At 63.4% G+C, this 22,064-nt stretch carries 24 protein-coding genes; 9 read left to right on the plus strand and 15 right to left on the minus strand.

Going from position 1 to position 22,064, the window contains the following annotated elements; translation table 11 throughout:
• The first annotated feature begins 67 nt into the window (after positions 1–67).
• Positions 68–532, plus strand: a complete 465-nt coding sequence (locus tag EG244_RS00995) for an Lrp/AsnC family transcriptional regulator (RefSeq protein ID WP_124963136.1) — start codon at positions 68–70, stop codon at positions 530–532.
• A gap of 141 nt (positions 533–673) precedes the next feature.
• On the plus strand, positions 674–1,132 hold the full coding sequence (locus tag EG244_RS01000) for an Lrp/AsnC family transcriptional regulator (protein ID WP_124963137.1): 459 nt from the start codon (positions 674–676) through the stop codon (positions 1,130–1,132).
• A 13-nt stretch (positions 1,133–1,145) separates the two neighbouring features.
• Here EG244_RS01000 and EG244_RS01005 read toward each other — a convergent pair whose 3' ends face one another.
• The 3 genes from EG244_RS01005 to ubiA are packed head-to-tail and all read right to left on the minus strand — an operon-like array spanning position 1,146 to position 4,658.
• The gene (locus EG244_RS01005) at positions 1,146–1,460 is read right to left on the minus strand and encodes a hypothetical protein (protein WP_124963138.1); all 315 of its coding nucleotides are present in this window, start codon (positions 1,458–1,460) and stop codon (positions 1,146–1,148) included.
• Between the two features lie 11 nt (positions 1,461–1,471).
• Positions 1,472–3,634, minus strand: coding sequence for an OmpA family protein (locus EG244_RS01010; RefSeq protein WP_124963139.1), 2,163 nt, complete (start codon positions 3,632–3,634; stop codon positions 1,472–1,474).
• Positions 3,635–3,674: 40 nt separating this feature from the next.
• Positions 3,675–4,658: a 4-hydroxybenzoate octaprenyltransferase gene (gene ubiA, locus EG244_RS01015; RefSeq protein ID WP_124963140.1), complete on the minus strand. Its 984-nt coding sequence runs from the start codon at positions 4,656–4,658 to the stop codon at positions 3,675–3,677.
• Positions 4,659–4,670: 12 nt separating this feature from the next.
• Here ubiA and EG244_RS01020 point away from each other — a divergent pair, with 12 nt between their 5' ends.
• The 3 genes from EG244_RS01020 to EG244_RS01030 all read left to right on the plus strand — a co-directional run bounded on the left by EG244_RS01020 (position 4,671) and on the right by EG244_RS01030 (position 7,347).
• Positions 4,671–5,399: a 16S rRNA (uracil(1498)-N(3))-methyltransferase gene (locus EG244_RS01020; protein ID WP_124963141.1), complete on the plus strand. Its 729-nt coding sequence runs from the start codon at positions 4,671–4,673 to the stop codon at positions 5,397–5,399.
• Positions 5,400–5,402: 3 nt separating this feature from the next.
• On the plus strand, positions 5,403–5,924 hold the full coding sequence (locus EG244_RS01025) for a hypothetical protein (RefSeq protein ID WP_124963142.1): 522 nt from the start codon (positions 5,403–5,405) through the stop codon (positions 5,922–5,924).
• A 76-nt stretch (positions 5,925–6,000) separates the two neighbouring features.
• Positions 6,001–7,347, plus strand: coding sequence for a glutamate--cysteine ligase (locus tag EG244_RS01030; RefSeq protein ID WP_124963143.1), 1,347 nt, complete (start codon positions 6,001–6,003; stop codon positions 7,345–7,347).
• An 84-nt stretch (positions 7,348–7,431) separates the two neighbouring features.
• Here EG244_RS01030 and EG244_RS01035 read toward each other — a convergent pair whose 3' ends face one another.
• The 6 genes from EG244_RS01035 to EG244_RS01060 form a co-directional block, all read right to left on the minus strand.
• Positions 7,432–8,193 (minus strand): ABC transporter permease, encoded by a 762-nt coding sequence (locus EG244_RS01035; protein ID WP_124963144.1) that lies wholly within the window; start codon positions 8,191–8,193, stop codon positions 7,432–7,434.
• Complete coding sequence (locus EG244_RS01040) at positions 8,193–8,984, minus strand: ABC transporter ATP-binding protein (RefSeq protein WP_124963145.1); 792 nt, start codon at positions 8,982–8,984, stop codon at positions 8,193–8,195. The genes EG244_RS01035 and EG244_RS01040 overlap by 1 nt, the downstream gene beginning before the upstream one ends.
• A gap of 67 nt (positions 8,985–9,051) precedes the next feature.
• Positions 9,052–10,068, minus strand: a complete 1,017-nt coding sequence (locus EG244_RS01045) for an ABC transporter substrate-binding protein (protein ID WP_124963146.1) — start codon at positions 10,066–10,068, stop codon at positions 9,052–9,054.
• Positions 10,069–10,270: 202 nt separating this feature from the next.
• On the minus strand, positions 10,271–10,993 hold the full coding sequence (gene phbB / locus EG244_RS01050) for an acetoacetyl-CoA reductase (protein WP_124963147.1): 723 nt from the start codon (positions 10,991–10,993) through the stop codon (positions 10,271–10,273).
• Between the two features lie 95 nt (positions 10,994–11,088).
• On the minus strand, positions 11,089–12,261 hold the full coding sequence (locus tag EG244_RS01055) for an acetyl-CoA C-acetyltransferase (RefSeq protein WP_124963148.1): 1,173 nt from the start codon (positions 12,259–12,261) through the stop codon (positions 11,089–11,091).
• 159 nt (positions 12,262–12,420) lie between these two features.
• On the minus strand, positions 12,421–13,269 hold the full coding sequence (locus EG244_RS01060) for an EAL domain-containing protein (RefSeq protein WP_124963149.1): 849 nt from the start codon (positions 13,267–13,269) through the stop codon (positions 12,421–12,423).
• Between the two features lie 121 nt (positions 13,270–13,390).
• On the opposite strand from EG244_RS01060, the gene EG244_RS01065 reads away from it, so the two are divergent.
• Positions 13,391–13,978, plus strand: coding sequence for a DNA-3-methyladenine glycosylase I (locus tag EG244_RS01065; RefSeq protein WP_124963150.1), 588 nt, complete (start codon positions 13,391–13,393; stop codon positions 13,976–13,978).
• Between the two features lie 3 nt (positions 13,979–13,981).
• Here EG244_RS01065 and EG244_RS01070 read toward each other — a convergent pair whose 3' ends face one another.
• The 3 genes from EG244_RS01070 to dapE form a co-directional block, all read right to left on the minus strand.
• The gene (locus EG244_RS01070) at positions 13,982–14,494 is read right to left on the minus strand and encodes a CoxG family protein (protein WP_124963151.1); all 513 of its coding nucleotides are present in this window, start codon (positions 14,492–14,494) and stop codon (positions 13,982–13,984) included.
• A gap of 80 nt (positions 14,495–14,574) precedes the next feature.
• Positions 14,575–14,997, minus strand: coding sequence for a GNAT family N-acetyltransferase (locus tag EG244_RS01075; RefSeq protein WP_124963152.1), 423 nt, complete (start codon positions 14,995–14,997; stop codon positions 14,575–14,577).
• Positions 14,994–16,157: a succinyl-diaminopimelate desuccinylase gene (dapE, locus tag EG244_RS01080; RefSeq protein ID WP_124963153.1), complete on the minus strand. Its 1,164-nt coding sequence runs from the start codon at positions 16,155–16,157 to the stop codon at positions 14,994–14,996. Before dapE ends, EG244_RS01075 begins: the two co-directional genes overlap by 4 nt.
• Before the next feature lie 228 nt (positions 16,158–16,385).
• Here dapE and EG244_RS01085 point away from each other — a divergent pair, with 228 nt between their 5' ends.
• The gene (locus EG244_RS01085; protein ID WP_124963154.1) at positions 16,386–17,333 is read left to right on the plus strand and encodes a hypothetical protein; all 948 of its coding nucleotides are present in this window, start codon (positions 16,386–16,388) and stop codon (positions 17,331–17,333) included.
• Here EG244_RS01085 and EG244_RS01090 read toward each other — a convergent pair whose 3' ends face one another.
• Positions 17,334–17,666, minus strand: coding sequence for a hypothetical protein (locus EG244_RS01090; protein ID WP_124963155.1), 333 nt, complete (start codon positions 17,664–17,666; stop codon positions 17,334–17,336).
• A gap of 164 nt (positions 17,667–17,830) precedes the next feature.
• A complete protein-coding gene (gene dapD / locus EG244_RS01095) occupies positions 17,831–18,658 on the minus strand; it encodes a 2,3,4,5-tetrahydropyridine-2,6-dicarboxylate N-succinyltransferase (protein ID WP_124963156.1) in 828 nt (275 codons plus the stop codon).
• A gap of 170 nt (positions 18,659–18,828) precedes the next feature.
• Here dapD and EG244_RS01100 point away from each other — a divergent pair, with 170 nt between their 5' ends.
• A complete protein-coding gene (locus tag EG244_RS01100; RefSeq protein ID WP_124963157.1) occupies positions 18,829–19,650 on the plus strand; it encodes an LOG family protein in 822 nt (273 codons plus the stop codon).
• Positions 19,651–19,918: 268 nt separating this feature from the next.
• Here EG244_RS01100 and EG244_RS01105 read toward each other — a convergent pair whose 3' ends face one another.
• Positions 19,919–20,341: a tellurite resistance TerB family protein gene (locus tag EG244_RS01105; protein WP_124963158.1), complete on the minus strand. Its 423-nt coding sequence runs from the start codon at positions 20,339–20,341 to the stop codon at positions 19,919–19,921.
• A gap of 116 nt (positions 20,342–20,457) precedes the next feature.
• Here EG244_RS01105 and EG244_RS01110 point away from each other — a divergent pair, with 116 nt between their 5' ends.
• Positions 20,458–22,041: a lysine--tRNA ligase gene (locus EG244_RS01110; RefSeq protein WP_124963159.1), complete on the plus strand. Its 1,584-nt coding sequence runs from the start codon at positions 20,458–20,460 to the stop codon at positions 22,039–22,041.
• The last annotated feature ends 23 nt before the right edge of the window (positions 22,042–22,064 follow it).

Below are 22,064 nucleotides of genomic sequence, written 5' to 3' on the forward strand. Positions count from 1 at the left end.
GGTCACAATCTCTGCAGAGATTTGCGCTTGTCTGGATTATTTATTCTTACATAGGTATTCTGGTGAAATGACTATTCAGATTGATGACACGGACCGCAGGATCCTGCGCCAGCTTCTGGCCGATGCGGAGATGACCACGGCGGATCTTGCCGCGCGGGCCGGGGTGACCACCGCCACCTGCTGGCGCAGGCTGGAGCGGCTGCGCTCGGCCGGGGTGGTCGGGGTGCCCCGTGCGGTCATCGACTGGCGCGCGATGGGCTATGAGGTGGAGGTGTCCCTTCGCTTTAACCTTGATAAAACGCACCCGCGGGCTTTCGACGAGTTCATTGAGGCCGCACGCCTGGTCCCTGAGGTCATCCGGATTGAGACCTTTCTGGGCCGTGTGGATCTGCGGCTGAATGTGATCGCGCGGGATATGGCGCATTATGCCGAAGTCTACCGCAGCCGGATCCTGAGCCTGCCGCATATTTCCGACATCGAAGCCCTGATGCTGGTGGCAACCCTGAAGGACGAATCGGCCCTGCCAATCTGACATGTTAATCGATTGGTCACAGGGGTTTGCTATGTCGGTGGGGTCAGATGGCAGCGGGCGCCTTTCCGGTGCAGTCGGGCTCACTGTCATGAAGAGAGCAGCTTTGAGCCCGGGTTTCGGGCGCTGAGGAAGACGGAACGGATGACGGATCTTGATGAGATTGACCGCGCGCTGCTGGCCATGCTGGCCCGGGATGCGACGACCGGGGCGGGGGCGATGGGCAAGGCGGTTGGCATCAGCCAGCCGTCGGCCTGGCGGCGCATAAAACGGCTGGAAGAGGCCGGGGTCATCCGCGGGCGGCGGCTTGATGTGGACCGCGTGGCTCTTGGGTTCGGAGTGACGGTCTTTCTGGGCATCAAACTGGCCACCAAGGGCAGGGTCAGTATTGAGGATTTTGAGCGTGCGGTGAAAGCCATTCCTGAGGTTCAGGTGGTGCAGCATGTCTTAGGGCTTTTTGACTACCGCCTGCGGGTGGTCGCCCGGGATATCACGGATTTCGAACGGGTTCTGCGCCGCCGCATCATGACACTGCCCGGCGTGGGGCAGGTTGAGGCCAATGTCCTTTTGTCTGAGGAGGGCCGCCCCGGGCCGATCGGCTGAGGCGGCTGTCCCTTCAGGTCGTCGCGATACCGCGCAGGGAGGCCGCCTCCTGGCGGGCGCTCCGCAGGCCGTCCGTCGCGGCGCGCAACTCGGCCTCCGTCTGCGAGATGCGGTTCGCAAGCTCGGCCTCACGCTCCTGCAGATAGAGGATCGCCTCATCGCGGGTCTCTTCGGCTTCATGCAGCGCCTGGGCCAGGCGCTCCAGTTCACCCGTTTCTTCGCCCGGAACGCGGGTGAAGCGCTGCATCAGCCAATAGGCGAACCAGCCCAGGGCGAAGGAGACGAAAAGAATGACGGCCATCCCGATAATCAGCTCGGTGCGGTTCATCAGGGCTCTCCTTATTGGCGCGGACGCGGGCGCAGGTTTTCCACTTCAGGGTGCGGTGTCCAGAGGCCATCGTCAACCGCCTCAGGGGCGGTTTCGGGCGCTGTGTCCGCCGGTTCCTGTGCGGTTTCTTCCGGGGCGGGAGCGGGTTCAGCGTCAACCGATGTCTCTGCCGGGGAGGCGGGTTCCTCCTCCTCCGCAGGGGTGACTTCCCCGTCACTGCCGACTTCCAGATCACCCGCTTCGCCCATGGGCTCTTCCCCCTCGGGGATCAGATCGTCTGTCTCGTCGCCGGTGATGGCATCGGGCAGGGCCTCGCCGTCATCTTCCTGCTCCAGCTCGCGCAGGAGGTCGCGCAGGCTGGGGCGGGTTTCAATTTCATTCAGGAGTTTCACCGCGATGCGGCGGTTGGCGTCGCGCCCGGCCTCGGTGCCGTTGTCGGCCAGCGGCTGGGAGGCGCCATAGCCGCGCGCGCTCATCTCGCTGACATCGGTGCCAAGCTCGGCGAGTTTTTCCAGAACCGCATCCGCGCGTTCCTGCGACAGGGCGAGATTGCTTTCGGCGCGGCCCTGAGAATCGGTGTGACCACCGATCTCAAGCTGCACTTCGCGGCAGTCCTTCAGCGCGGCGGCCATATCTTCCACGATCTTCAGCGAATCGCCCTCAAGCTGTTTCGAGCCAGGGGCGAATTTGATCTGACGTGCGCCCAGAATGTTCTCGGCGAATTTCAGGCAGTCATGCGCGGACGGCAGACCACGGGTCGGGTCGAGCCGCTCATTATAGGTGACATCGACCCGGAATTCCGCGCCCTGACCCAGACGGTTGGAGAGGAGCCGCGAGATTTCAGCCCGCGCACCCTGGCTTCCGGTCTCGCCTTTGACGGCGACCAGATCCGGCTCGACCAGCAGGCCGCCGCTGTTCAGCTCCGACAGCGCCGCAAGGCCCGCCAGCACCCGCAGGCCCCAGCCCTGGGGCAGGGTGTCTTCCTGGCGGGTCGCGATATAGACGTTTTCCGCCCCGAAGCGCGCGCGGGCATAGGCCTCAACCACGGTCTTCATGCGGTCATCGGCCAGACGGCCGCGCAGTTGCAGCTTGCCGTCTGCGGCCAGAATGCCGGTGAACTGGGCGGGGCCTGTGCTTGCCTGCTCGCGCGGGGTGAGTGTGGCTTTCAGCGAGAAGACATCCGGCAGCGCGGTGGTGAGTTCGCCCACAACGCGGTCAAATTCGCTTTGCAAAACAGTGCTGTCGGCGATCAGCGTCAGATCGACATCTGAAATCGTCACCGAGCCTGCCCCGAGTTTCGCCAGCGCGCCGATGGATTGCACCGCCGCATCCGCCCAACTGGGCGAAGGGGTGCCAAGGCCGATCACGCAGGAAGGGTTGTCTTCGGCCCCGGCCTGACGGGCGGCGGTCAGAATGCGCGCGCGGGCGCGTTCGGTATCGGCGGCGCAGGCATCAAAGCGGGCCTTGCCGTCTTCGATCACAAAGCGCAGCGTGAAGGGCGTAATGACCGGGCGGGGCGCGGAAATCTCGGTGACAACGTTCAGGCCCCGCGGGCGGACCCGGTTCAAAGCCCGCTCAAAGCCCGCCTTCTGATCGGGGCTGTCGGCGATGGCGGTGATTTTCACCTGCGTCGCCGAGATCGAGATCTTTGAGCGCGGCAGCGTTTTCAGCGCCTCAAAGCCAAAGGCGATCGCCGGGTCCCAGCCCTCGGGGGGCGGAAAATCGGCGGTTTCGATCATATTGGTCAGATCCTGCTCGCTCAGGCTGTCGGCGGCGGTGACAAAGGCCTCCCCCTCCCAGGCGGTGGGGACCAGACCGATGATCGAGACACCATCGTCATTGCGCAGCAGCTCCAGCGAGAAATGCGGGGCCGTCAGGGCCCGGGCCGGAGTGACCTCAATTTGGTCAATCACCCGGCTGGCACCCACGGTATCCGCCACCACTTTGGCGGCGCGAAAGCGTATCGCCTCGGTCGGGGCGGTGCCGGTCAGGGTGACCAGCAGGCCATCGGCCGAGACCTCAACCCAGTCGAAGCCCGCCGCGTTGAGCGCGCGCAGAGAATGACGCTCTGACCGGCTTTCCAGCGCGCCGCCGACAAAGGTTGCCATCACCAGCGAAAAGGCGGCGGCAAAAAGAAAGGCGGCGAGGGTCAGTAAGGCTTTGCGGCGCTGCATCCGATATTCCCGGCTTGGAAGACCTCTTGGTAGGGGCGGCTTATGCCGGGATCAATGCGGCCAGCGCGGCACCGGCAAGAAACAGCGCAAGAATCAGCCCGGCTTCGCGATTGGATTTAAAGAGCCTGAGGCAGAGATCTGTATTTTCCGTTTCCAGCCGGCCAAGCTGCCAGGTGAGATGGCCCGCGAAAAGCCAGACCCCCGCCAGCGCCAGCCCGATTGAAAGCCCCGAAGCCCCCGCCGGAAGCAGCGCCAGCAGCACCGAGGCCGTCAGCAAAAGCACCGCGGCAATCTGAAAGCCAAAGAGCCAGCGGCCGGTATTTTCGGCAAAGAGCCGCGCGGTGGATTTCACCCCGATCAGCGCGTCATCCTCTTTGTCCTGATGGGCATAGATGGTGTCATAAAACAGCGTCCAGCAGATGCCCGCCACCCACATCAGCACCGCAGGCCAGCCGATGGAATTGTCATGCGCCGCCCAGGCCAGCAGGGCGCCCCAGTTGAAGGCCAGCCCCAGAAACAGCTGCGGCCACCAGGTAAAGCGCTTGGCGAAGGGATAAATCGCCACAAGTGCCAGCGACCCCACGCCGAGGCCAATCGCCAGAGGCGGCAGCGTGATCAAAACCAGAAAGCCCAGAAGCGCCTGCACCCCCATCCAGACCACGGCCTGTTTCACACTGACCTGGCCCGAGGGGATCGGACGCGAGCGGGTGCGCGCCACCCGGGCGTCAAACTTCCGGTCGGTGATGTCATTCCAGGTGCAGCCCGCCCCGCGCATCACAAAAGCGCCAATCGCACAGCCAAGCGCCAGCCACAGATCCCAAAGCGAAGGCGCATCCGCCGCCGCCGCCAATGCAATCGCCCACCAGCAGGGCAGCAGCAAAAGCCAGGTGCCAATGGGTCGGTCCGCCCGCGACAGCCGCAGATAGGGCCGCGCGGGTGCCGGCGCATAGCGGTCGACCCAGTTGTCACGGGAGGCGTCGGCAACGCGGCCTTCCGGCTCTGGCAATTTCGCGGCTCCGGTCATACAGCTATTCCCATGACACCCAAGGTTCGCCTCCATCTAGACCAGCCTCTCGCGCCGGGGCAACTGCTCGCACCCGACCGCGATCAGGCAAATTATCTTTTTGCAGTCATGCGGCTTGCGCCGGGTGACCTTATTCTGGCCTTCAATGGCCGGGACGGGGAATGGGTGGCCGAAGTCACCCAGGCCTCCAAACGCGGCGGCGCGCTGGTCGTGCGCGAGCAGACCCGCCCCGTGCAGCTGCCGCCCGATCTGTGGCTGCTCTTCGCGCCGATCAAAAAGGCCCGCACCGATTTCATCGTCGAAAAGGCGACTGAGATGGGCGCGGCCCGGATCCTGCCGGTGCAGACCGATTTCACCAATTCCGAGCGGCTGCGCCAGGACCGCCTGCAGGCCCATGCCCTGGAAGCCGCCGAGCAATGCGGCGGCACCTATGTGCCCGAGGTGGCGGATCTGCAGCCGCTGGCGAAGCTGCTGGCCTCCTGGGATCCGGCGCGCCGGATTTTGTGGTGCGATGAGGCAAGGGTCGGCTCGGTCCACAGCCTGAAGGGGCTGGAGCGCGGGCCCTGGGCCATTCTCATCGGCCCTGAGGGGGGCTTCTCCCCGGCGGAACAGGCAAAACTGGCCGCATTTCCCTTTGTTACCCCCGTCTCGCTGGGTCCGCGCATCCTGCGCGCCGATACCGCCGCCGTCGCCGCCCTCAGCCTCTGGCAGGCCGAGCTTGGCGACTGGGCGGGGGCGTAAGCCATGATCCGCCCCGAGGCACAGGCGTTTTTGTGGCGCTGGTCCGGGGTCGGCGGGGCGCTGGCTCTCGTGCTCTGCGGGCTCTGGCTTGGCACGCGCGGGGGCTGGCTGCTGGCGGGCTTTGGCATCGCGCTGGCGCTTCTGGGACTTATCCTCGCGCGCGATGCCTTTCAGCGGCTGCGCTTTCAGGGCGAGGCAGAGGGGCCGGGCGCGGTTGAGGTGCTGGAGGGGCAGATCGCCTGGTTCGGCCCGTCCGGCGGCGGCTTTCTGGCGCTCTCGGATCTCAGCCGGGTGGGGCTGCAATCTGACGGCGGGCAAAGGGTCTGGGTGCTGTCAGATGATGGCGGCAATCGCCTGCAGGTCCCCGTCGACGCGGCCGGTGCCGAGCAGCTTTTCGGCGCACTCACAGCGCTTCCGGGGCTCGATGGGGGAAAGCTGATCTCTGCACTCGCCTCTCAGGAGGATATTGCGGTTCTCTGGCAGGCCGAAAGCGCGGTCCTGCTTCCGTTTCGGCCGCGTTCCTAATCCCTGTGGCGGACTTGACTTGGCTCCGCCCAGGGGACACTTCTCATCGCAAACCAGTTTAAAGGCGGAGTCCTGCATGTCTATTCCTCAGTCCGGCGGCGGGCCGATTGAACGTCCGGAGCAACTTGCCGAACTGATGGAATCGGGCTCCAAACCGCGCGACGCCTGGCGCATCGGGACCGAGCATGAGAAATTCGGCTGGCTGACCACGACCCGCAAGCCGGTCCCCTATGAGGGCCAGGCCTCGGTCAAAGCCGTCCTCGAAGGGCTGCGCGACCGCTTTAACTGGACCCCGGTTCTGGAAGCGGGTGAGCTGATCGGGCTGCACCGCGACGGCGCCAATATCTCACTTGAGCCGGGCGGCCAGCTGGAGCTTTCGGGCGCGCCGCTGGTCTCGGTGGTTGAGACCGAAGCTGAGCTGCAAAACCACCTCACCGAAGTCGGGGCCGTCGCAGGTCCCCTCGGCATCCGCTACATGAGCCTTGGTGCCGCGCCTGAGTGGTCGCATGACCAGATGCCGGTGATGCCCAAGGGCCGCTACCGGCTGATGACCGAATATATGGGGCGCGTGGGCACGCACGGCACCCAGATGATGTATCGCACCTCGACCGTTCAGGTGAACCTCGACTTCGGGTCAGAGGCCGATATGGTCAAAAAGATGCGCGTGGCGCTGGCGCTGCAGCCGGTGGCGACCGCGCTCTTTGCCTCTTCGCCCTTCTTCGATGGCAAGCCCAACGGTCATAAATCCTGGCGCTCGCGGATCTGGCGCGGCCTTGATAATTCGCGCACCGGCATGCTGCCCTTCGTCTTCGACGAGGGCTTCGGCTTTGAGGCCTATGCCGATTGGGTGCTCGATGTGCCGATGTATTTCGTCTACCGCGACGGCAAATATATCGACGCCCGCGGCCAGAGCTTCCGGGCTTTCCTGCAAGGCAAACTTCCTGCCATGCCGGGTGAAGTGCCGACCCTCTCGGACTGGGCCGATCACCTGACCACCGTCTTCCCGGAAGCGCGGGTCAAAAAATACATCGAAATGCGCGGCGCCGATGCGGGCTCTCAGGCCCATCTCAGCGCGCTCCCCGCCTTCTGGGTCGGGCTGATGTATGACCAGGGCGCGCTAGATGCCGCCTGGGATCTGGTCAAAGGCCTCTCCACCGCGACCCGTGAGGGCCTGCGCGTCGCCGCCTCAGAGCAGGCGCTCCAGGGCGAGGCCGATGGCATCCGCCTGCTCTATCTCGCCCGCGAAACCCTGAAACTCTCGCGCCAGGGCCTGCAGGCCCGCGGCCTCTCGGAAGAGCGCTTCCTCGACATCCTCGATGCCGATGCCGCCAAAGGCGAGGTTCAGGCCGACCGCCTGCTGCGCGCCTATGAGACGGAATGGAACAAAGACCTGACCCCGATCTACAGCGCAACAAGCCTGTGATCGGGGAAGTCTGAAGGGGCGCTGCCCCTTCAGACGGGGGTGCGGGGGCCGTGGCCCCCGCTTTTTGTTGAACCGACCCCGCGCTTATTGTCCGCGATCCGCCCAGCCTGCGAAGATCTTCTCAAGCACGACCACGACGTAGAAAAGCACAATCCCCAGGAAGGCCAGCGCCAGCAGCACCGCAAACATCAGCGGGTAATCCGCATTGATCTTGCCGCTGTCAAAAAGCGCGCCCAGACCCCGGCCATGCGGCTCCACAATCTCCATCAGATTGGTGCCGATAAAGGCCAGCGTCACCGCCACCTTCAAAGCGCCAAAAAACTCCGGCAGCGTCTTTGGCAAAGCGATCTTACGAAAAATCGTGAAACGGCTCGCGCCAAGCGCGCGCAGAATATCGCGATACTCCGGCTCCAGCGTCGACAACCCGATCGAGACCGAGACCGCGATCGGGAAAAACGAGATCATAAAGGCGATCAGAATGGTGTTGAAATCATGCTGGCCCACAAAGATCAGCGCGATCACCGGCACCACCGAGGCTTTCGGGATGGCGTTAAAGCCCACCAGAATCGGATAAAGCGCCTCGCGCATGATCCGCGAAAAGCCCATGATCATGCCAAGGAAGGTGCCAAAGACCACCGCCAGCAGCAGCCCCACGACCGTGCGCCAAAGCGTATCCCAGCCCATGGTCAAAAACAGATGGCCATAGCGCTGATAGGCGGGCCAGAGATCGGAAGGCGAGGCCATTTTGTAATTCGGCCAGCCTTTGAACCAGACCAGCCATTCCCAAAAGGCAATGATCACGAAAAGCGCTATCAGCGGCGGTGCGGCTTTGCGAAGTGCCTGCATCAATGCGCCCCCCCGTTGCGGCCCTGGGCAATCTCGATCTGATCGCGCAGGATGGCCAGACGCTCGATGCTCTCTGCCTCGTAAAGCATTGAAATCGGCCGCATGCTAAGCGGATACTCCACCTGCATGCGGTATTGCACATGGGCCGGACGATCCGAAAGCACGATGATCTCATCGGCCAGATAGACGCTCTCGCGCAGATCATGGGTGATCAGCAGGGCCGTAAACGGCTCTTCCGCGCGCAGCTTATGCATTAATTGCCACAGATCCTCGCGGGTGAAGGCATCGAGCGCGCCAAAGGGCTCATCCATAATCAGCACTTCGGGCTTGTGGACGATCGCGCGGCACAGGCTTGCGCGCTGCCGCATCCCGCCCGACAGCTGGCTCGGCCGCTTGGCCTCAAAGCCCGCCAGACCCACCAGAGCGAGCAGCTTCATCGCCCGCTCTTCGCGCTGCGCCTTCGGCATGGAGGGGGCCACGATCTCCAGCGGCAGCATCACATTCTCAAGGATCGTGCGCCATTCCAGCATGACCGGGTTCTGAAACGCCATGCCCACGGTCTTGCGCGGGCTTTTCACCCGCTCACCATGCAGCCAGACCTCGCCCTGATCGGGCTTCATCAGCCCCGCGATCAACCGCGTCAGGGTGGATTTTCCGCAGCCCGATGGCCCCACAACGGCGCAGAACTTCCCCTCAGGTATTGCAATATTCAGATCACGCAGCACCGGCAGCGCACCCGAAGGCGTGCGGTAGGCATGCGAAACACCTTTAATTTCAACGAGATCAGTCACGTCTGATCGCCCCCCATAAACAGAAATCCCCCGACTGCGGCAGAGCCGCAGCCGGGGGCGGTCGCAATCAGAATTTCAGGCTGTCGTCTTTCGGCAGATAAGCGTCCGTGTAGTAAAGCTCCGGGGTCGGCGCGTTTTTGAACTCATAGATCTCTTTGAGCTGCTCAATCGATTTCGCATAGCGGTCCGCGTCGATGCCGCCCATGCCATTGGCTTTGACGTAATCGGTCACCACCACATCGCGCAAAGCCAGCTCCAGCCGCTCGGTCTCCAGCGCAACATCCGAGGCGGGCGTGCGCGGGATCATCCCCTCAACCGCCTTCTGCGGCTCCTTCGCGGCATCCTGCCAACCCTTTGCAGCCGCTTTGATAAATCCGGTCACAGCCGCTTCATTGGCCCTGGCGAAATCGGTGTTCACGATCACGGCGTTGCCGTAGTAATGCACGCCGTAATCCGCCATCAGCAGGACGGTCAGATCGTCGGCCGGAACGCCGAGACGGCGGGTGTTCAGGAAGCTGGTGAAGGAAAAACCGGTGACGGCATCGACTTTGCCCTCGGCCAGCATCGGCTCACGGGTCGGGAAGCCGACCGGCTCCACGGTGATTTTGCTGACATCAAGGCCATTGGCATTGGCCAGCGCCGGGAACTGCGACCAGGCACCATCCGGCGGCGGTGCGCCAAGGACCCGGCCTTCCAGATCCTTCAGCTCATTGATTCCCCTGGACTTCCGGCCAACGATGGCAGCGGCCGGCTTGTCATAGACGATCATCACGGCGGTAATCGGCGCGCCGGGGTTCTGATCGAGAAACTTCGCGATCGAGTTCATATCGGCAAAGCCGAACTGGAACGCACCGGTGGCGACCTTCGGGATCGCATCGAGCGAGCCCTGGCCCGCCTGGATTTCGACCTTCAGCCCCTCAGCGCCGAAGTGACCATTATCGACCGCAGCAAACCAGGGCGCGGCGGGCCCTTCGAACTTCCAGTCGAGCGCGAAATTGACCGCCGTTTCCGCTGCGGCGACACCCGCCGACAGACCCGAGAGCGACAGACCAAGAGCCGCGACTTTCAAAGCACGTTGAAGCATCAGTTTCCTCCGGTTGGACTTAGGCCAGCCTGGCATGTGCCGAAGAGAGTGGCAGCCATTTGTCTTATTTTTGTGCGGCAAGTCTGACCGAATTGCCTGAATTTAAGCAATATTGATTTTATTGCTGCCGCATTGAGCAAAAAAAGCGCGGCGCATAAAAGAAAGCCGGCCCTTGGGCCGGCTTGAGACCAGTGCTTTGGTTTCAGACGAAAAACTGTCCGCCGTTGGCCGTGATCGTCGAACCGTTGATAAAGGCCGAATCCTCTGCGACCAGGAAGGTGACACAACGTGCGATTTCTTCCGGCTCTCCCAGACGGCCGGTCGGGATCTGTGCGGCGATGCTTTCGCGCGCCTTTTCGGGCATGGCCATCACCATCTCGGTGGCAATATAGCCCGGGCAGATCGCATTGGCGGTAATGCCATTGCGCGCGCCTTCCTGGGCGAGGCTTTTCACGATGCCCAGATCGCCCGCCTTGGTCGCGGCATAATTCACCTGACCGAACTGACCTTTTTGGCCGTTGATCGAGGAGATCACAACCACGCGGCCAAAGCGGCGCTCACGCATGCCGGCCCAGACCGGGTGGACGGTGTTGAAAACGCCGTTCAGATTGGTGTCGACCACCTCTTTCCACTGACCGGGGGTCATTTTGTGGAAGGGCGCATCGCGGGTGATCCCGGCATTGGCGACCACGATATCGACGGGGCCGAGGTCCGCTTCAATGGCGGCGATGCCGGCTTTTGAAGCCTCGTAGTCCGAGACATCCCATTTCCAGGTCGGAATGCCGGTGGCCTCCGTAAAGCTGCGGGCTGCTTCATCATTGCCGGCATAATTCGCCGCGACGGTATAGCCTGCGGCCTTCAGCGCCTTAGAAATGGCAGCGCCAATGCCGCGGGTTCCACCGGTGACCAGTGCGACTCTCGACATGAATCCTCCTCACAGAAATTATATGTCTTTAAGTTTTGTTACTACGCAATATTCATGCGCGCAACTCTGGTGCGCGCATGATGTTCGAAGAGGCCTCAGCGCTCAAGGCACATGGCAACGCCCATGCCGCCGCCGATGCAGAGCGTGGCAAGCGCGCGCCGGGCATCGCGGCGCTGCATTTCAAAGAGCAGGGTGTTGAGAACCCGCGCGCCTGAGGCCCCGATCGGATGGCCGATCGCGATGGCGCCGCCGTTCACGTTCACGACCGAGGGATCCCAGCCCATCTCTTTGTTCACCGCGCAGGCCTGGGCGGCGAAGGCCTCATTGGCCTCAATGAGGTCGAGATCTTTCACACCCCAGCCCGCTTTGCTCAGCGCTTTGCGGCTGGCGTGAACCGGGCCGACGCCCATGATCGCCGGATCGAGACCTGCGGTCGCATAGGATGCGATGCGGGCCAGGATCTGCAACCCGCGCTTTTCGGCCTCAGCCTCCGACATCAGCAGAACCGCCGCCGCGCCGTCGTTGATGCCCGAGGCATTGGCCGCCGTGACGGAGCCGTCTTTGGTAAAGGCCGGGCGCAGTTTGGTCATCGCGTCCAGCGTGGCGCCGTGGCGGATATATTCATCCTCGCTGACCACCGTCTCACCCTTGCGGGTTTTCAGGATGACGGGGACGATCTCATCGGCGAATTTCCCGGCCTTCTGCGCAGCCTCGGCTTTGTTCTGGCTGGCGACGGCAAAAATGTCCTGCTCTTCGCGCGAGATCTGCCATTTATTTGCAACGTTTTCAGCGGTCTGGCCCATGTGATAGCCGTTGAAGGCATCCCAGAGGCCGTCTTTGATCATCGAATCGATGAAGTTCAGATCGCCCATTTTCTGGCCCGAGCGCAGATGCGCGACATGGGGAGAGAGCGACATGTTTTCCTGGCCACCGGCGGCAACGATCTCTGCATCCCCAAGGGCGATGTGCTGGGCGGCAATCGCCACCGCGCGCAGGCCCGAGCCGCAGACCTGGTTGATCGACCAGGCTGAGCTTTCCTGCGGCAGACCCGCTTTGATATGCGCCTGACGCGCCGGGTTCTGGCCCTGACCGCCGGTCAGCACCTGGCCAAGGATGGTTTCCGAGACCTCCGATTTGTCGACCCCTGCGCGGGTGCAGATGGCATCAAGCACGATGGCGCCCAGATCATGCGCGGGGATCTGGGCAAAGGCGCCGTTGAAGCTGCCAACCGGGGTACGGGCTGCGGATACAATAACAACTCTGGTCATGGGCTTCCTTCCCTGAGTGGGGCGGGGAAGGGGGGCGCCCTTCCTGCCGGTCCGTCGGGCAGAATACGCCCGGACTCAGCCCTGCCACAGCGTGACAGGCTGCTGTGCGTTATGGCTAAGACGCAGCGGCGGGAAGAGCAAGAAAAATGGCCCGGGGTCTCAGCCTGCGGCGGCGCGTCCCCGCCGTCCCTCGCCGCCCGGGCGCGGAAACCATTCGGGTTGCAGCATGGGGGCGGCAAAGTGATAGCCCTGCATGCAGTCCACCCCCAGCGTGGCCAGCCAGTCGGCATCGGCCTGACTTTCGACCGCTTCGGCCACCACCAGCATATCAAAATGCTGCCCGATGGAAGTCAGCGCCCGTGTCAGCACCTGGTTGTCGGGGTTGGAGGCGACATTACGGATGAACTGTCCGTCGATCTTTACCATATCGAAGAAGAATTCGCGAAAATAGCGAAAGGCGGTATAGCCCGCGCCAAAGTCATCCAGCGCAAAGGCGATGCCCATGCCGTGCAACTCGTCCATAAAGGCGCTCACCACCTCCGGCATCATCATGGCGGAGCTTTCGGTGATCTCGAGAATCAGCCGCTCAGCCAGGGTCTCATCCTGCTTCAGGCCCTGGTGCAATGTGTTCATCCACCGGCCATAGCCAATGGAACGGGCGGACATATTGATGGAAAGCCGCAGATCCGGGACGCGCTGCAGGATTGTCAGCCCATGGGTCAGCGCCGCGCAGTCGATCAGTCGCCCGGTCTCGCGCGTTTCGACCGCAGAGATAAACTCCCGCGCCGGGATAATGCGGCCGGAGGTATCAAGGATGCGAATCAGCCCCTCATAAAAGGCCACCCGCCCCCTGTCGCGGGCCAGCACCACGGGCTGAAAGGCCAGGGCCGTGCGCCCCTCGCGAAGCGCCTGATCGACCATCTCCAGCACTTCGCGGTCACGCAGGCTGACGGCCGTTGTCAGCGGATCTGAGAAGGCCTCAGGCCGGGGGGGCTTGGGATGTTTCATGTGGGCCTCCTCTGGGGCAATTGCACCCAGACTGCCGCAAGGAGCTTAATTCGCGTTTAAGTTTCCCATTTTGTTCTAATTGCGCTAATTTTTCCGCGAGCCACGGGAGAGGGGTCGGAAGATGCAGACGCGCTGCGCCTGGTGCGGAACGGATCCGCTTTATGTCCGCTATCACGACGAGGAATGGGGCATTCCGGAGACCGACGGCCGCACCCTGTGGGAGCTTTTGATGCTTGAGGGGTTTCAGGCCGGGCTGTCCTGGATCACCATTCTGCGGCGGCGGGAAAGTTTTCGGGAGGCTTTTGCGGGCTTTGATCCGCAGATCATTGCCACCTGGGGGGAGGCGGAGGTCGCGGTCCTGCTGCAAAATCCCGGCATCATCCGCCACCGTGGCAAGATCGAGGCCACGATTCAGGCGGCCCGCAGCTTTCTGCGCCTTGAGGCAGAGCCGGGCGGATTTTCCGGGTTCATCTGGCGCTTCACCAATGGCGCGCCTTTGCAAAATGCCCTGCAGCCCGGCGCGCCGATCCCGGCACAGACCGACATCTCCCTTGCGCTCTCGAAAGCCTTAAAGCGCGAGGGGTTTAAATTCTGTGGCCCGACCATCACTTACGCCTTTATGCAGGCGGCGGGGCTGGTGAATGACCATCTGACCAGCTGCCTGGTCCATGACCGGGTTGCGGCCCTGGGCGGGCCGCAAAATCTTTAAGGCTCAGCTGACCAGCCGCTTGAACCAGCCTTTTTTCGCGGGTTCGCCGGCTTCGCCTTCGGGCGGCGGCTCGGCGGGGCCTTCAATGGCCTCCTGGAAGCGGTTGAAGAACTCATCGGCGAGTTTGGCGGCAAAGCTGTCGATGATACGGCTGCCGAGCTGCGCAAGCTTGCCGCCGACATTGGCGTCAACCTCATAGCTCAGAAGCGTGCCGTCGCCCGAAGGGGCCAGGGTCACCCGGGCCGCCCCTTTGGCAAAGCCCGCAGCGCCGCCCTTGCCTTCACCGGAAAGGGTGCAGCTGACCCCCTCGACGATGTCGGACATCTTCACCAGACCTGCGAATTTCGCTTTCACGGGGCCGACCTTTTGCACCACCACGGCCTCAAACCCCTCCTCGGGTGAGCCGGTCAGTTCCTCGCAGCCCGGAACGCAGGCCTTCAGAACTTCGGGGTTAAAAAGTGCCTGCCAGACCTCTGCGGGTGGCGCGGCAATGTCGCGGCTGTCTTTCATTTGCATCTGGTGCCCTCCTCCTGAGCCTGATGCGCAGGATAAGGCCGCGCGGCCCCGGGGCAAGCAATTTCCCGGGGCCGCCGATGTCAGAGGGCCATCACCATATCGCGGTGCGGGATGCCCGCATCGTCATATTCCGGGCCATAGGCGGTAAAGCCCAGCTTTTCATAAAAGCCGATGGCATAGCTTTGCGCCGAGAGTTTCAGCTTTTTCAGATCCCCCCGCGCGCGCAGATGCGCGATCGCAAAGCGCATCAGAAGCGCCCCCGCCCCGGTGCCGCGCCTTTCGCCCAGCACACAGACGCGGCCGATTTTTCCGGCGTCGCCGTCGATAATCAGCCGCGCGGTGCCAAGGGGGCGGCCCGCATCGGTCATCAGAAGATGAATGGCAACGGCGTCCAGCGCGTCCCATTCTTCCTCTTCCGGCACCTGCTGCTCATCAATGAAGACCTGGCGGCGCAGCGCGAAGCAGGGCTCCGGGTCCGTGGTCACGCAGACCTCCAGGCTCATGCGAAATAGTCATGCAGGACGCGGGTATAGACCGCTTTGAGCTGATGGATATGCGCCACTTCGACATGTTCATCGACCTTATGCAGCGTCTTGCCAACGAGGCCGAATTCCACCACCGGGCAATGGTCTTTGATAAAGCGCGCATCCGAAGTGCCGCCTGAGGTCGAGAGCACCGGGGTGCGGTTGGTTTCCGTCTGCACGGCGCGCGAGACCATGGCAGAAAGCGCGCCCGGCGGGGTCAGGAAGCAGTCGCCGCCGACGCGGACCCGCACCGAAATCTCCACCCCTGCCTCTGCGCCGGCTTTCGCGGCTTCGGCCTCCAGCCATTTGGTCAGGCTCTCGCCGGTGTGGCAGGTGTTGAAGCGGATATTGACGGTCGCTTTGCAGCTGGCCGGGATGACATTGGCGGCGGTATTGCCGGTATCAATGGTGGTGATCGCAAGGGTCGAGGGGCCGAAATGCGCATTGCCCTGATCGAGCTCATGCACCGCCAGGCGGCTCATCAGCAGCGCCATGCCATTGAGCGGATTGCGCGCCAGATGCGGATAGGCCGAATGGCCCTGGGTGCCGCGGGCGGTGAAATAGGCCGAAAGCGCGCCGCGGCGGCCGATCTTGATCATATCGCCCATCTCTTCGGGGCAGGTCGGCTCACCGACGATGCAATCGGTCATCTGCTCGCCCTGAGCGGCCATCCAGTCCAGAAGCGCGACGGTGCCATCGGTCGAGACGGCCTCTTCGTCGCCGGTGATCGTCAGGATCACCGCGCCTTCGGGGGGCGTGTCGCGCACAAAATCAATCGCGGCGGCGGCAAAGGCCGCGACGCCCGATTTCATATCGCAGGCGCCCCGGCCCCAGAGTTTGCCGTCTTTGATCTCACCGCCAAAGGGATCGACGCTCCAGTCGTCGAGATTGCCGACCGGAACCACATCGGTATGGCCGTTAAAGCCAAAGGTCTTCGCATCGCCCTTCGCACCCCAGCGCGCAAAGAGGTTCGGCACTCCGGCGCGGTCGACCCGGGTGCAGCTGAAGCCGGCTTCCGACAGGATCTGCTCCAGCAGCACCAGCGCGCCGCCCTCGGCGGGGGTGACCGTCGGGCAGCGTACCAGCGCCTGGGTCAGCGCAACGGGATCTGAGGGGTCAAAGGGCAGGGCAGTGGTCATGGCGGGCTCCCGTGGCAGACTGTTTGAAATGGGATAGCCCCCGCGCGGGCTGTGGTAAAGCTGCAACCCTGATGGCATTCCTGCAGGCCAGCCCGCCAGAACGCATGACAGGACGGGTCTGCGGCGCAAGACTGATCCCAAGAGAGCGCCCCGAGGCGCCGGTGAGGCAGAGAGCATGACATCCGAGAACCGCGCGTGCCCCTGCCCGATCAGAGGGAGGGCAGACAGATGATGCAGGCAACGGCATGGATCGCGCTGACGGGCGATGCACCTGAGGCGGTCCCGGCGGCGCAGCCTCTGCGCACGGGGGCGGTGAATGTGGCGCTGCGGGGCATCCCGCGGGTGGCCACCGTGCTCGCGGATGCGCGGGTGCTGCATCAGGGCCGTGCGCTGAGCGCGGCGCTGATCGCGGGGCAGGATGTGGGCGTGGTGCTGCGCCTGCGCGGCCCGGGCGGTCATGTGCTGCGCCATGTCCTTGCGGCCGAGCTTTACAGCCATCCCGGCAGCGCTGAGCTGACCTTTTCTTTCATCGGGGGCGGAGATGAGGCCCCGGCGGGGCGCTGGCGGCTGTCGCTTTGCGATGCGGCGGGGCGGCTTCTCGCCCCCGTGGCCATCGGGGCCGGCGCGCTGTCGCTGCCGCTGCCGCTGGGGGCCGCTCTGGTCGCTGCGCTGGGCGCGTGCCGCTTTGTGCAGACCGCGGGCCTGCGGCGCGCCTCTCCCGGGCGGGCGGGCCCTGAGCAGATCGGTCGCGGGGCGGCCGTCGCGGGCAATACCTTCCTGCAGACCCCGGGCGGGCTGGTGCCTGCCGCGGCGCTGATGGCCGGAGATGCGGTTCTCGATATCTCAGGCCGCGAGCTGCGTCTGGCCGGGATGCAGCTTGCCGAGGTGCCTGCGGGCTTTGCTTTTTCGCCCCTGCGCGTGCCAAGCCCTGAGGGCCGGGATCTGCTGATCGGGCCGCGCGCGCAGCTCTCGCGTGAGGGGGGGCTGATCACGGCGGCCGCCCTGCCGGAGGCGCGCCGCTTTACCGGACCCTCGCGGGTCGCGCTCATGGCGGTGCCGGTGACGGATCGCCCGGCGCTGCTGTCGGTGGGCGGCTACTGGCTGGCCGCCGCAGACCCCGATGGGGTGCTGCCGCAGCCGGTCGCGGATCTGACCGGCTGCCGCAGGGCGGTCTGATCAGTCGAAGAAGGGCGTGATGACCGCGACGACGACCGAATTTTCGGCCAGCGCGCGCTCCATCAGTTCCAGCTCTTCCGGGTCGATCTTTTCGCCGCCGGCTTCGCGCTCTTCGCGGGTGCCCTGGCCGGTGACTTCCAGCACCGACAGATCGGCCTGCTGCAGGATGGCCACGGTCTCACGCACGGCCTCGGCCTCTTCCACGCCCGAGGCATAGCACAGCAGCGCCGCCCCGGTCGCATGTTTGGGCAGCCCGTCGCCCGGCTTGCGGCCGACTTCGACCAGAAGGGTATGCACCTGCTGCGGGCGGCGCGGTTTGGCTTCAGTGGTCATGGCGGCTCTCCGGGTTGAATGGCGCGCAGATGTAGCAAGACGGGGCCGGAGCGGCAAGGCGGCAGGCCGCGCGCCTGTGGCAAAGCCGGGGAGGGCTGCCTGCCCTCCCCGGACCCCGCCCGGGAGTATTTGGAAAAAGCCAAAGCCCGGGGCGGGGCTTGCGGTCAGTCGCGCAGCAGTTCGTTGATCGAGGTTTTCGAGCGGGTCTGTGCATCGACGCGCTTCACGATCACCGCGCAGTAAAGGTTCACGCCGTTTTTCGACGGCATCGAGCCCGAGACAACCACTGAACCGGCAGGGACTTCGCCGTAGAAGACTTCGCCGGTCTCACGATCAAGGATCTTGGTCGATTTGCCGATGAACACGCCCATGCCGAGGACCGAGCCCTCACGGATGATGCAGCCCTCAACCACCTCAGAGCGCGCGCCGATGAAGCAGTTGTCCTCAATGATGGTCGGACCCGCCTGCATCGGCTCCAGCACGCCGCCGATACCAACGCCGCCCGAGAGGTGCACGTTCTTGCCGATCTGCGCGCAGGAGCCCACGGTGGCCCAGGTGTCGACCATGGTGCCCTCATCCACAAAAGCGCCCAGGTTCACAAACGAGGGCATCAGCACCACGCCCTTGCCGATATGGGCCGAGCGGCGCACGATCGCGCCCGGAACGGCGCGGAAGCCCGCTGCTTTCCAGCGGTTCTCATCCCAGCCTTTGAACTTGGTGTCGACCTTGTCCCAGAAAAAGCTGTCCTGCGGACCACCGGTCAGCGGCTCCATGTCCTTGATGCGAAAGCCCAGCAGCACGGCCTTTTTGGCCCATTGGTTCACATGCCAGTCGCCGTTGGCCTGACGCTCCGCCACACGCAGCGTGCCATTGTCGAGCGCGTCGAGCGTTGCTTCAATGGCGTCACGGGCCTCACCTTTCGAGGCGGGGTTCAGCGTGTCACGGGCATCCCATGCGGCTTCGATGGCGGTCTCAAGTGCGGCGTTGGACATGCGATTTATCCTGTCGGTCAGAGGGTCATCCGCCCCCGCTATAGGCGGCACAGGACTTTGGCGCAATCGTTCAGCGGGCTTCACGCCATTGTAACCATTGCGTGCCGCAATGTTGGTTTTATGTCGGCGTTATGCCATCACGGGGATATAATTTGATCAGGACGATTGCCATGAATGACGACAGCCGCAGCCACCCGTTTCGTGATGCCGCCCAGGACGTTGTCGCCGCCGATCAGGTGCCGCAGACGGCGCAGACCCGCGCACCGGCCTATCGGCTGGCCTTTACCGATACCGATTTCCTGACCCGCGAAGAGCTGCGCCCGGTGCGCCTGCAGCTTGAACTTCTCAAGCCGCAGATGGTCATGGATGAGCGTGGCATTGAGACGACCATCGTCCTCTTTGGCGGCGCCCGTATTCCGGCGCCCGAACATGCAGAAACGGCGCGCACCCCCGCGCTCGCTGCACTTTCACACTATTATGAAGAAGCGCGCCGCTTCTCGCGCCTGATGACCGAGCGCTCAATGCAGAGCTATGGCAAACAGAACGTCATCATCACCGGCGGCGGTCCCGGCGTGATGGAAGCGGGCAACCGCGGCGCTGCCGAGGCGGGGGGGCAGTCCATTGGCCTCAGCATCGTGCTGCCACATGAGCAGGCACCCAACAGCTATGTCTCACCCGATCTGTGCTTCAATTTCCACTACTTCGCGATCCGTAAGATGCATTTCCTGATGCGCGCCAAGGCCATCTGCGTCTTTCCGGGTGGCTTCGGCACGCTGGATGAGATGTTTGAGGCGCTGACGCTGATCCAGACCGGCCGGATGAAATCGATCCCCTTCCTCCTTTTCGGGCGCGCCTTCTGGGAAAACGTCATCAACTGGGAGGCGCTGGCCGAGGCGGGGACGATCTCCGACGAAGATCTGCACCTCTTCCGCTTTGTGGAAACCGCGGAGGAGGCCATCGCCGAGATCGACGCCTGGCCTCAACCCTGCTGAGGCCTTTCTGCCGCCCGATGGCTTTGTCGCGCCTTGTCAGGCCGCTTCCACATCTCGTCTCCTCCATGCCGGCTTTCGAAGCGTAAAATCGGCCAAAGCCGGGGAGGGCTGCCTGCCCTCCCCGGACCCCACCCGGGAGTATTTCTGAAAAGCCAAAGTCAGAAGGGCGTCGGCAGATATTTGGCTTTTTCTAAATACTCTGCGGAGGGTCCGGGAGGTGCAAAACCTCCCGGCTGCTGCCGGCCTCTGCAACAACGGGTCGCGCGCCTCAGGGCCTTTGATGACGTGCCCGCGCACCTGTTTCTATGGCGGCGGCGAGCAGGCGGTGCAGTTGCAGCTGGTCGCGGATCTCTTCCAGCATCGCCAGTTCAATATCGCGCAGCGTGCCGTCTGCCGCTGCCACATCGCAGGCCAGCGCATAGGCGGTCTCAAACAGCCGTTCCGGCAGGGCCGCGCGCACAAGCCCAAAAAGCGCATCCAGCCCGTCTTCTTCGGTCAGCAGATCCAGCACTGTCTGTGCGACATGCTTGATGCGCTCAACGTCATAGCCCGCGAAAACCGGCAGGTGAATCACGATGCGCTCAATAGCCACCAGTTCTGCCGTGCGCATCCGCTGGTCTGAGACAGAAACGGCGGTCATCACGGCAATCAGCGCGTCCTGGGCTGTCATCCGATCGGTATCGGTGGTCATATTGTCGTCCCCTGGGCCACTTCCTGGCAGAGATTATTGACCCGAGCGCCTCGCGGCAATAGAGGCTGTGGCCTGCCGGGCACGGGGTCCGGTGACGAGTGTGAGAGGATGCGCCGATGTCTGCACTGCGCGACGCCGCGATGAAATCGAAAGCCTGGCCCTTTGAAGAGGCCCGCAGGCTCCTCAAACGCTACGAGAAGAAGGCCCCGGAGAAGGGTTATGTGCTTTTTGAGACCGGCTACGGCCCCTCAGGTCTGCCCCATATCGGCACCTTTGGAGAGGTCGCCCGCACGACCATGATCCGCCGCGCCTTTGAGGCGATCTCGGATATTCCGACCCGCCTGATCTGCTTCTCGGATGATATGGACGGCATGCGCAAAGTGCCCGAGAACGTGCCGAACCAGGAGCTGCTGCAGGCCAATGTGCAAAAGCCGCTCTCGGCTGTGCCCGATCCTTTCGGTGAGTACGACAGCTTTGGTGGTTACAACAACGCCATGCTGCGCCGCTTCCTCGACACGTTCGGCTTTGAGTATGAGTTCTACTCGGCCACCGAGTTCTACAAATCCGGCCAGTTCGATGCCGTGCTGCTGCGCGCCGTTGAGAAATATAACGAGATCATGGAGGTTATGCTGAAGTCTCTGCGCGATGAGCGCGCGGCCAGCTATTCCTGCTTCCTGCCGATCCATCCCGAGACCGGACGCGTGCTTTACGTGCCGATGAAAGAGGTGAACGCCAAAGACGGCACCATCACTTTCGATGATGAAGATGGCCGTGAATGGACCCTTCCTGTCACTGGCGGAAACGTCAAGCTCCAGTGGAAGCCTGACTTCGGTGCACGCTGGGCGGCACTGGGCGTTGATTTCGAGATGTATGGCAAGGACCACTCGACCAATACGCCGATCTATGACCGCATCTGCGAAATCCTTGGCGGTAAAAAGCCCGAGCATTTCACCTATGAGCTGTTCCTTGATGAAAACGGCGAGAAGATATCGAAGTCAAAAGGCAATGGACTATCGATCGACGAATGGCTCACCTATGCCTCGACGGAATCCCTCAGCTATTACATGTTCCTCAAGCCGAAGACCGCGAAGCGCCTCGGCTGGTCGGTGATTCCGAAAGCGGTGGATGAATATCACCAGCAGCTGCGCGCCTATCATACGCAGGAAGTCGACGCCCAGGTGAACAACCCGGTCTGGCATATCCACAGCGGCAATGTTCCGCAGTCGGATATGGTGGTGCCCTTCGCCATGCTGCTCAATCTCGCCTCCGTGGCTGGTGCTGCGGATGCCAAAGGCCTCTGGGGCTTCATCAAACGCTATGCGCCAGATGCCTCGCCGGAAACCAACCCGCAGCTCGACCAGGCGGCCGGCTTCGCCGTGCGTTACTATAATGACTTCGTTGCCCCGACGCGGCAGTTCCGCCTGCCGAGCGATCAGGAACGTGCGGCCATGGAGGATCTCTCGGCGCGTCTGGCGGTCTGGGACGGGGGTCTTGATGCAGAGGCGCTGCAATCCCTGGCTTTCGCCGTGGGCAAAGAGCACAACTTTGAGAACCTGCGCGACTGGTTCAAAGGCCTCTATGAGGTTTTGCTCGGCGCATCGGAAGGTCCGCGCTTTGGCGGCTTCATCGCGCTTTACGGTATCGATGAGACCCGTGCCCTGATCGCGCGCGGCCTGAGCGGCGACTTCATCGCGGGCTGAAACCGCCGGGGAGGGCTGCCTGC

Origin of the sequence: Falsigemmobacter faecalis (genome assembly GCF_003863335.1) — a bacterium.
In the GTDB taxonomy this organism is placed as follows: domain Bacteria; phylum Pseudomonadota; class Alphaproteobacteria; order Rhodobacterales; family Rhodobacteraceae; genus Wagnerdoeblera; species Wagnerdoeblera faecalis.

Coding starts and splice junctions, on each gene's coding strand:
- EG244_RS00995 (WP_124963136.1), top strand. CDS start 68: ATGACTATTCAGATTGATGACACGGACCGCAGGATCCTGCGCCAGCTT.
- EG244_RS01000 (WP_124963137.1), top strand. CDS start 674: ATGACGGATCTTGATGAGATTGACCGCGCGCTGCTGGCCATGCTGGCC.
- EG244_RS01005 (WP_124963138.1), bottom strand. CDS start 1,460: ATGAACCGCACCGAGCTGATTATCGGGATGGCCGTCATTCTTTTCGTC.
- EG244_RS01010 (WP_124963139.1), bottom strand. CDS start 3,634: ATGCAGCGCCGCAAAGCCTTACTGACCCTCGCCGCCTTTCTTTTTGCC.
- ubiA (WP_124963140.1), bottom strand. CDS start 4,658: ATGACCGGAGCCGCGAAATTGCCAGAGCCGGAAGGCCGCGTTGCCGAC.
- EG244_RS01020 (WP_124963141.1), top strand. CDS start 4,671: ATGACACCCAAGGTTCGCCTCCATCTAGACCAGCCTCTCGCGCCGGGG.
- EG244_RS01025 (WP_124963142.1), top strand. CDS start 5,403: ATGATCCGCCCCGAGGCACAGGCGTTTTTGTGGCGCTGGTCCGGGGTC.
- EG244_RS01030 (WP_124963143.1), top strand. CDS start 6,001: ATGTCTATTCCTCAGTCCGGCGGCGGGCCGATTGAACGTCCGGAGCAA.
- EG244_RS01035 (WP_124963144.1), bottom strand. CDS start 8,193: ATGCAGGCACTTCGCAAAGCCGCACCGCCGCTGATAGCGCTTTTCGTG.
- EG244_RS01045 (WP_124963146.1), bottom strand. CDS start 10,068: ATGCTTCAACGTGCTTTGAAAGTCGCGGCTCTTGGTCTGTCGCTCTCG.
- phbB (WP_124963147.1), bottom strand. CDS start 10,993: ATGTCGAGAGTCGCACTGGTCACCGGTGGAACCCGCGGCATTGGCGCT.
- EG244_RS01055 (WP_124963148.1), bottom strand. CDS start 12,261: ATGACCAGAGTTGTTATTGTATCCGCAGCCCGTACCCCGGTTGGCAGC.
- EG244_RS01060 (WP_124963149.1), bottom strand. CDS start 13,269: ATGAAACATCCCAAGCCCCCCCGGCCTGAGGCCTTCTCAGATCCGCTG.
- EG244_RS01065 (WP_124963150.1), top strand. CDS start 13,391: ATGCAGACGCGCTGCGCCTGGTGCGGAACGGATCCGCTTTATGTCCGC.
- EG244_RS01070 (WP_124963151.1), bottom strand. CDS start 14,494: ATGCAAATGAAAGACAGCCGCGACATTGCCGCGCCACCCGCAGAGGTC.
- EG244_RS01075 (WP_124963152.1), bottom strand. CDS start 14,997: ATGAGCCTGGAGGTCTGCGTGACCACGGACCCGGAGCCCTGCTTCGCG.
- dapE (WP_124963153.1), bottom strand. CDS start 16,157: ATGACCACTGCCCTGCCCTTTGACCCCTCAGATCCCGTTGCGCTGACC.
- EG244_RS01085 (WP_124963154.1), top strand. CDS start 16,386: ATGATGCAGGCAACGGCATGGATCGCGCTGACGGGCGATGCACCTGAG.
- EG244_RS01090 (WP_124963155.1), bottom strand. CDS start 17,666: ATGACCACTGAAGCCAAACCGCGCCGCCCGCAGCAGGTGCATACCCTT.
- dapD (WP_124963156.1), bottom strand. CDS start 18,658: ATGTCCAACGCCGCACTTGAGACCGCCATCGAAGCCGCATGGGATGCC.
- EG244_RS01100 (WP_124963157.1), top strand. CDS start 18,829: ATGAATGACGACAGCCGCAGCCACCCGTTTCGTGATGCCGCCCAGGAC.
- EG244_RS01105 (WP_124963158.1), bottom strand. CDS start 20,341: ATGACCACCGATACCGATCGGATGACAGCCCAGGACGCGCTGATTGCC.
- EG244_RS01110 (WP_124963159.1), top strand. CDS start 20,458: ATGTCTGCACTGCGCGACGCCGCGATGAAATCGAAAGCCTGGCCCTTT.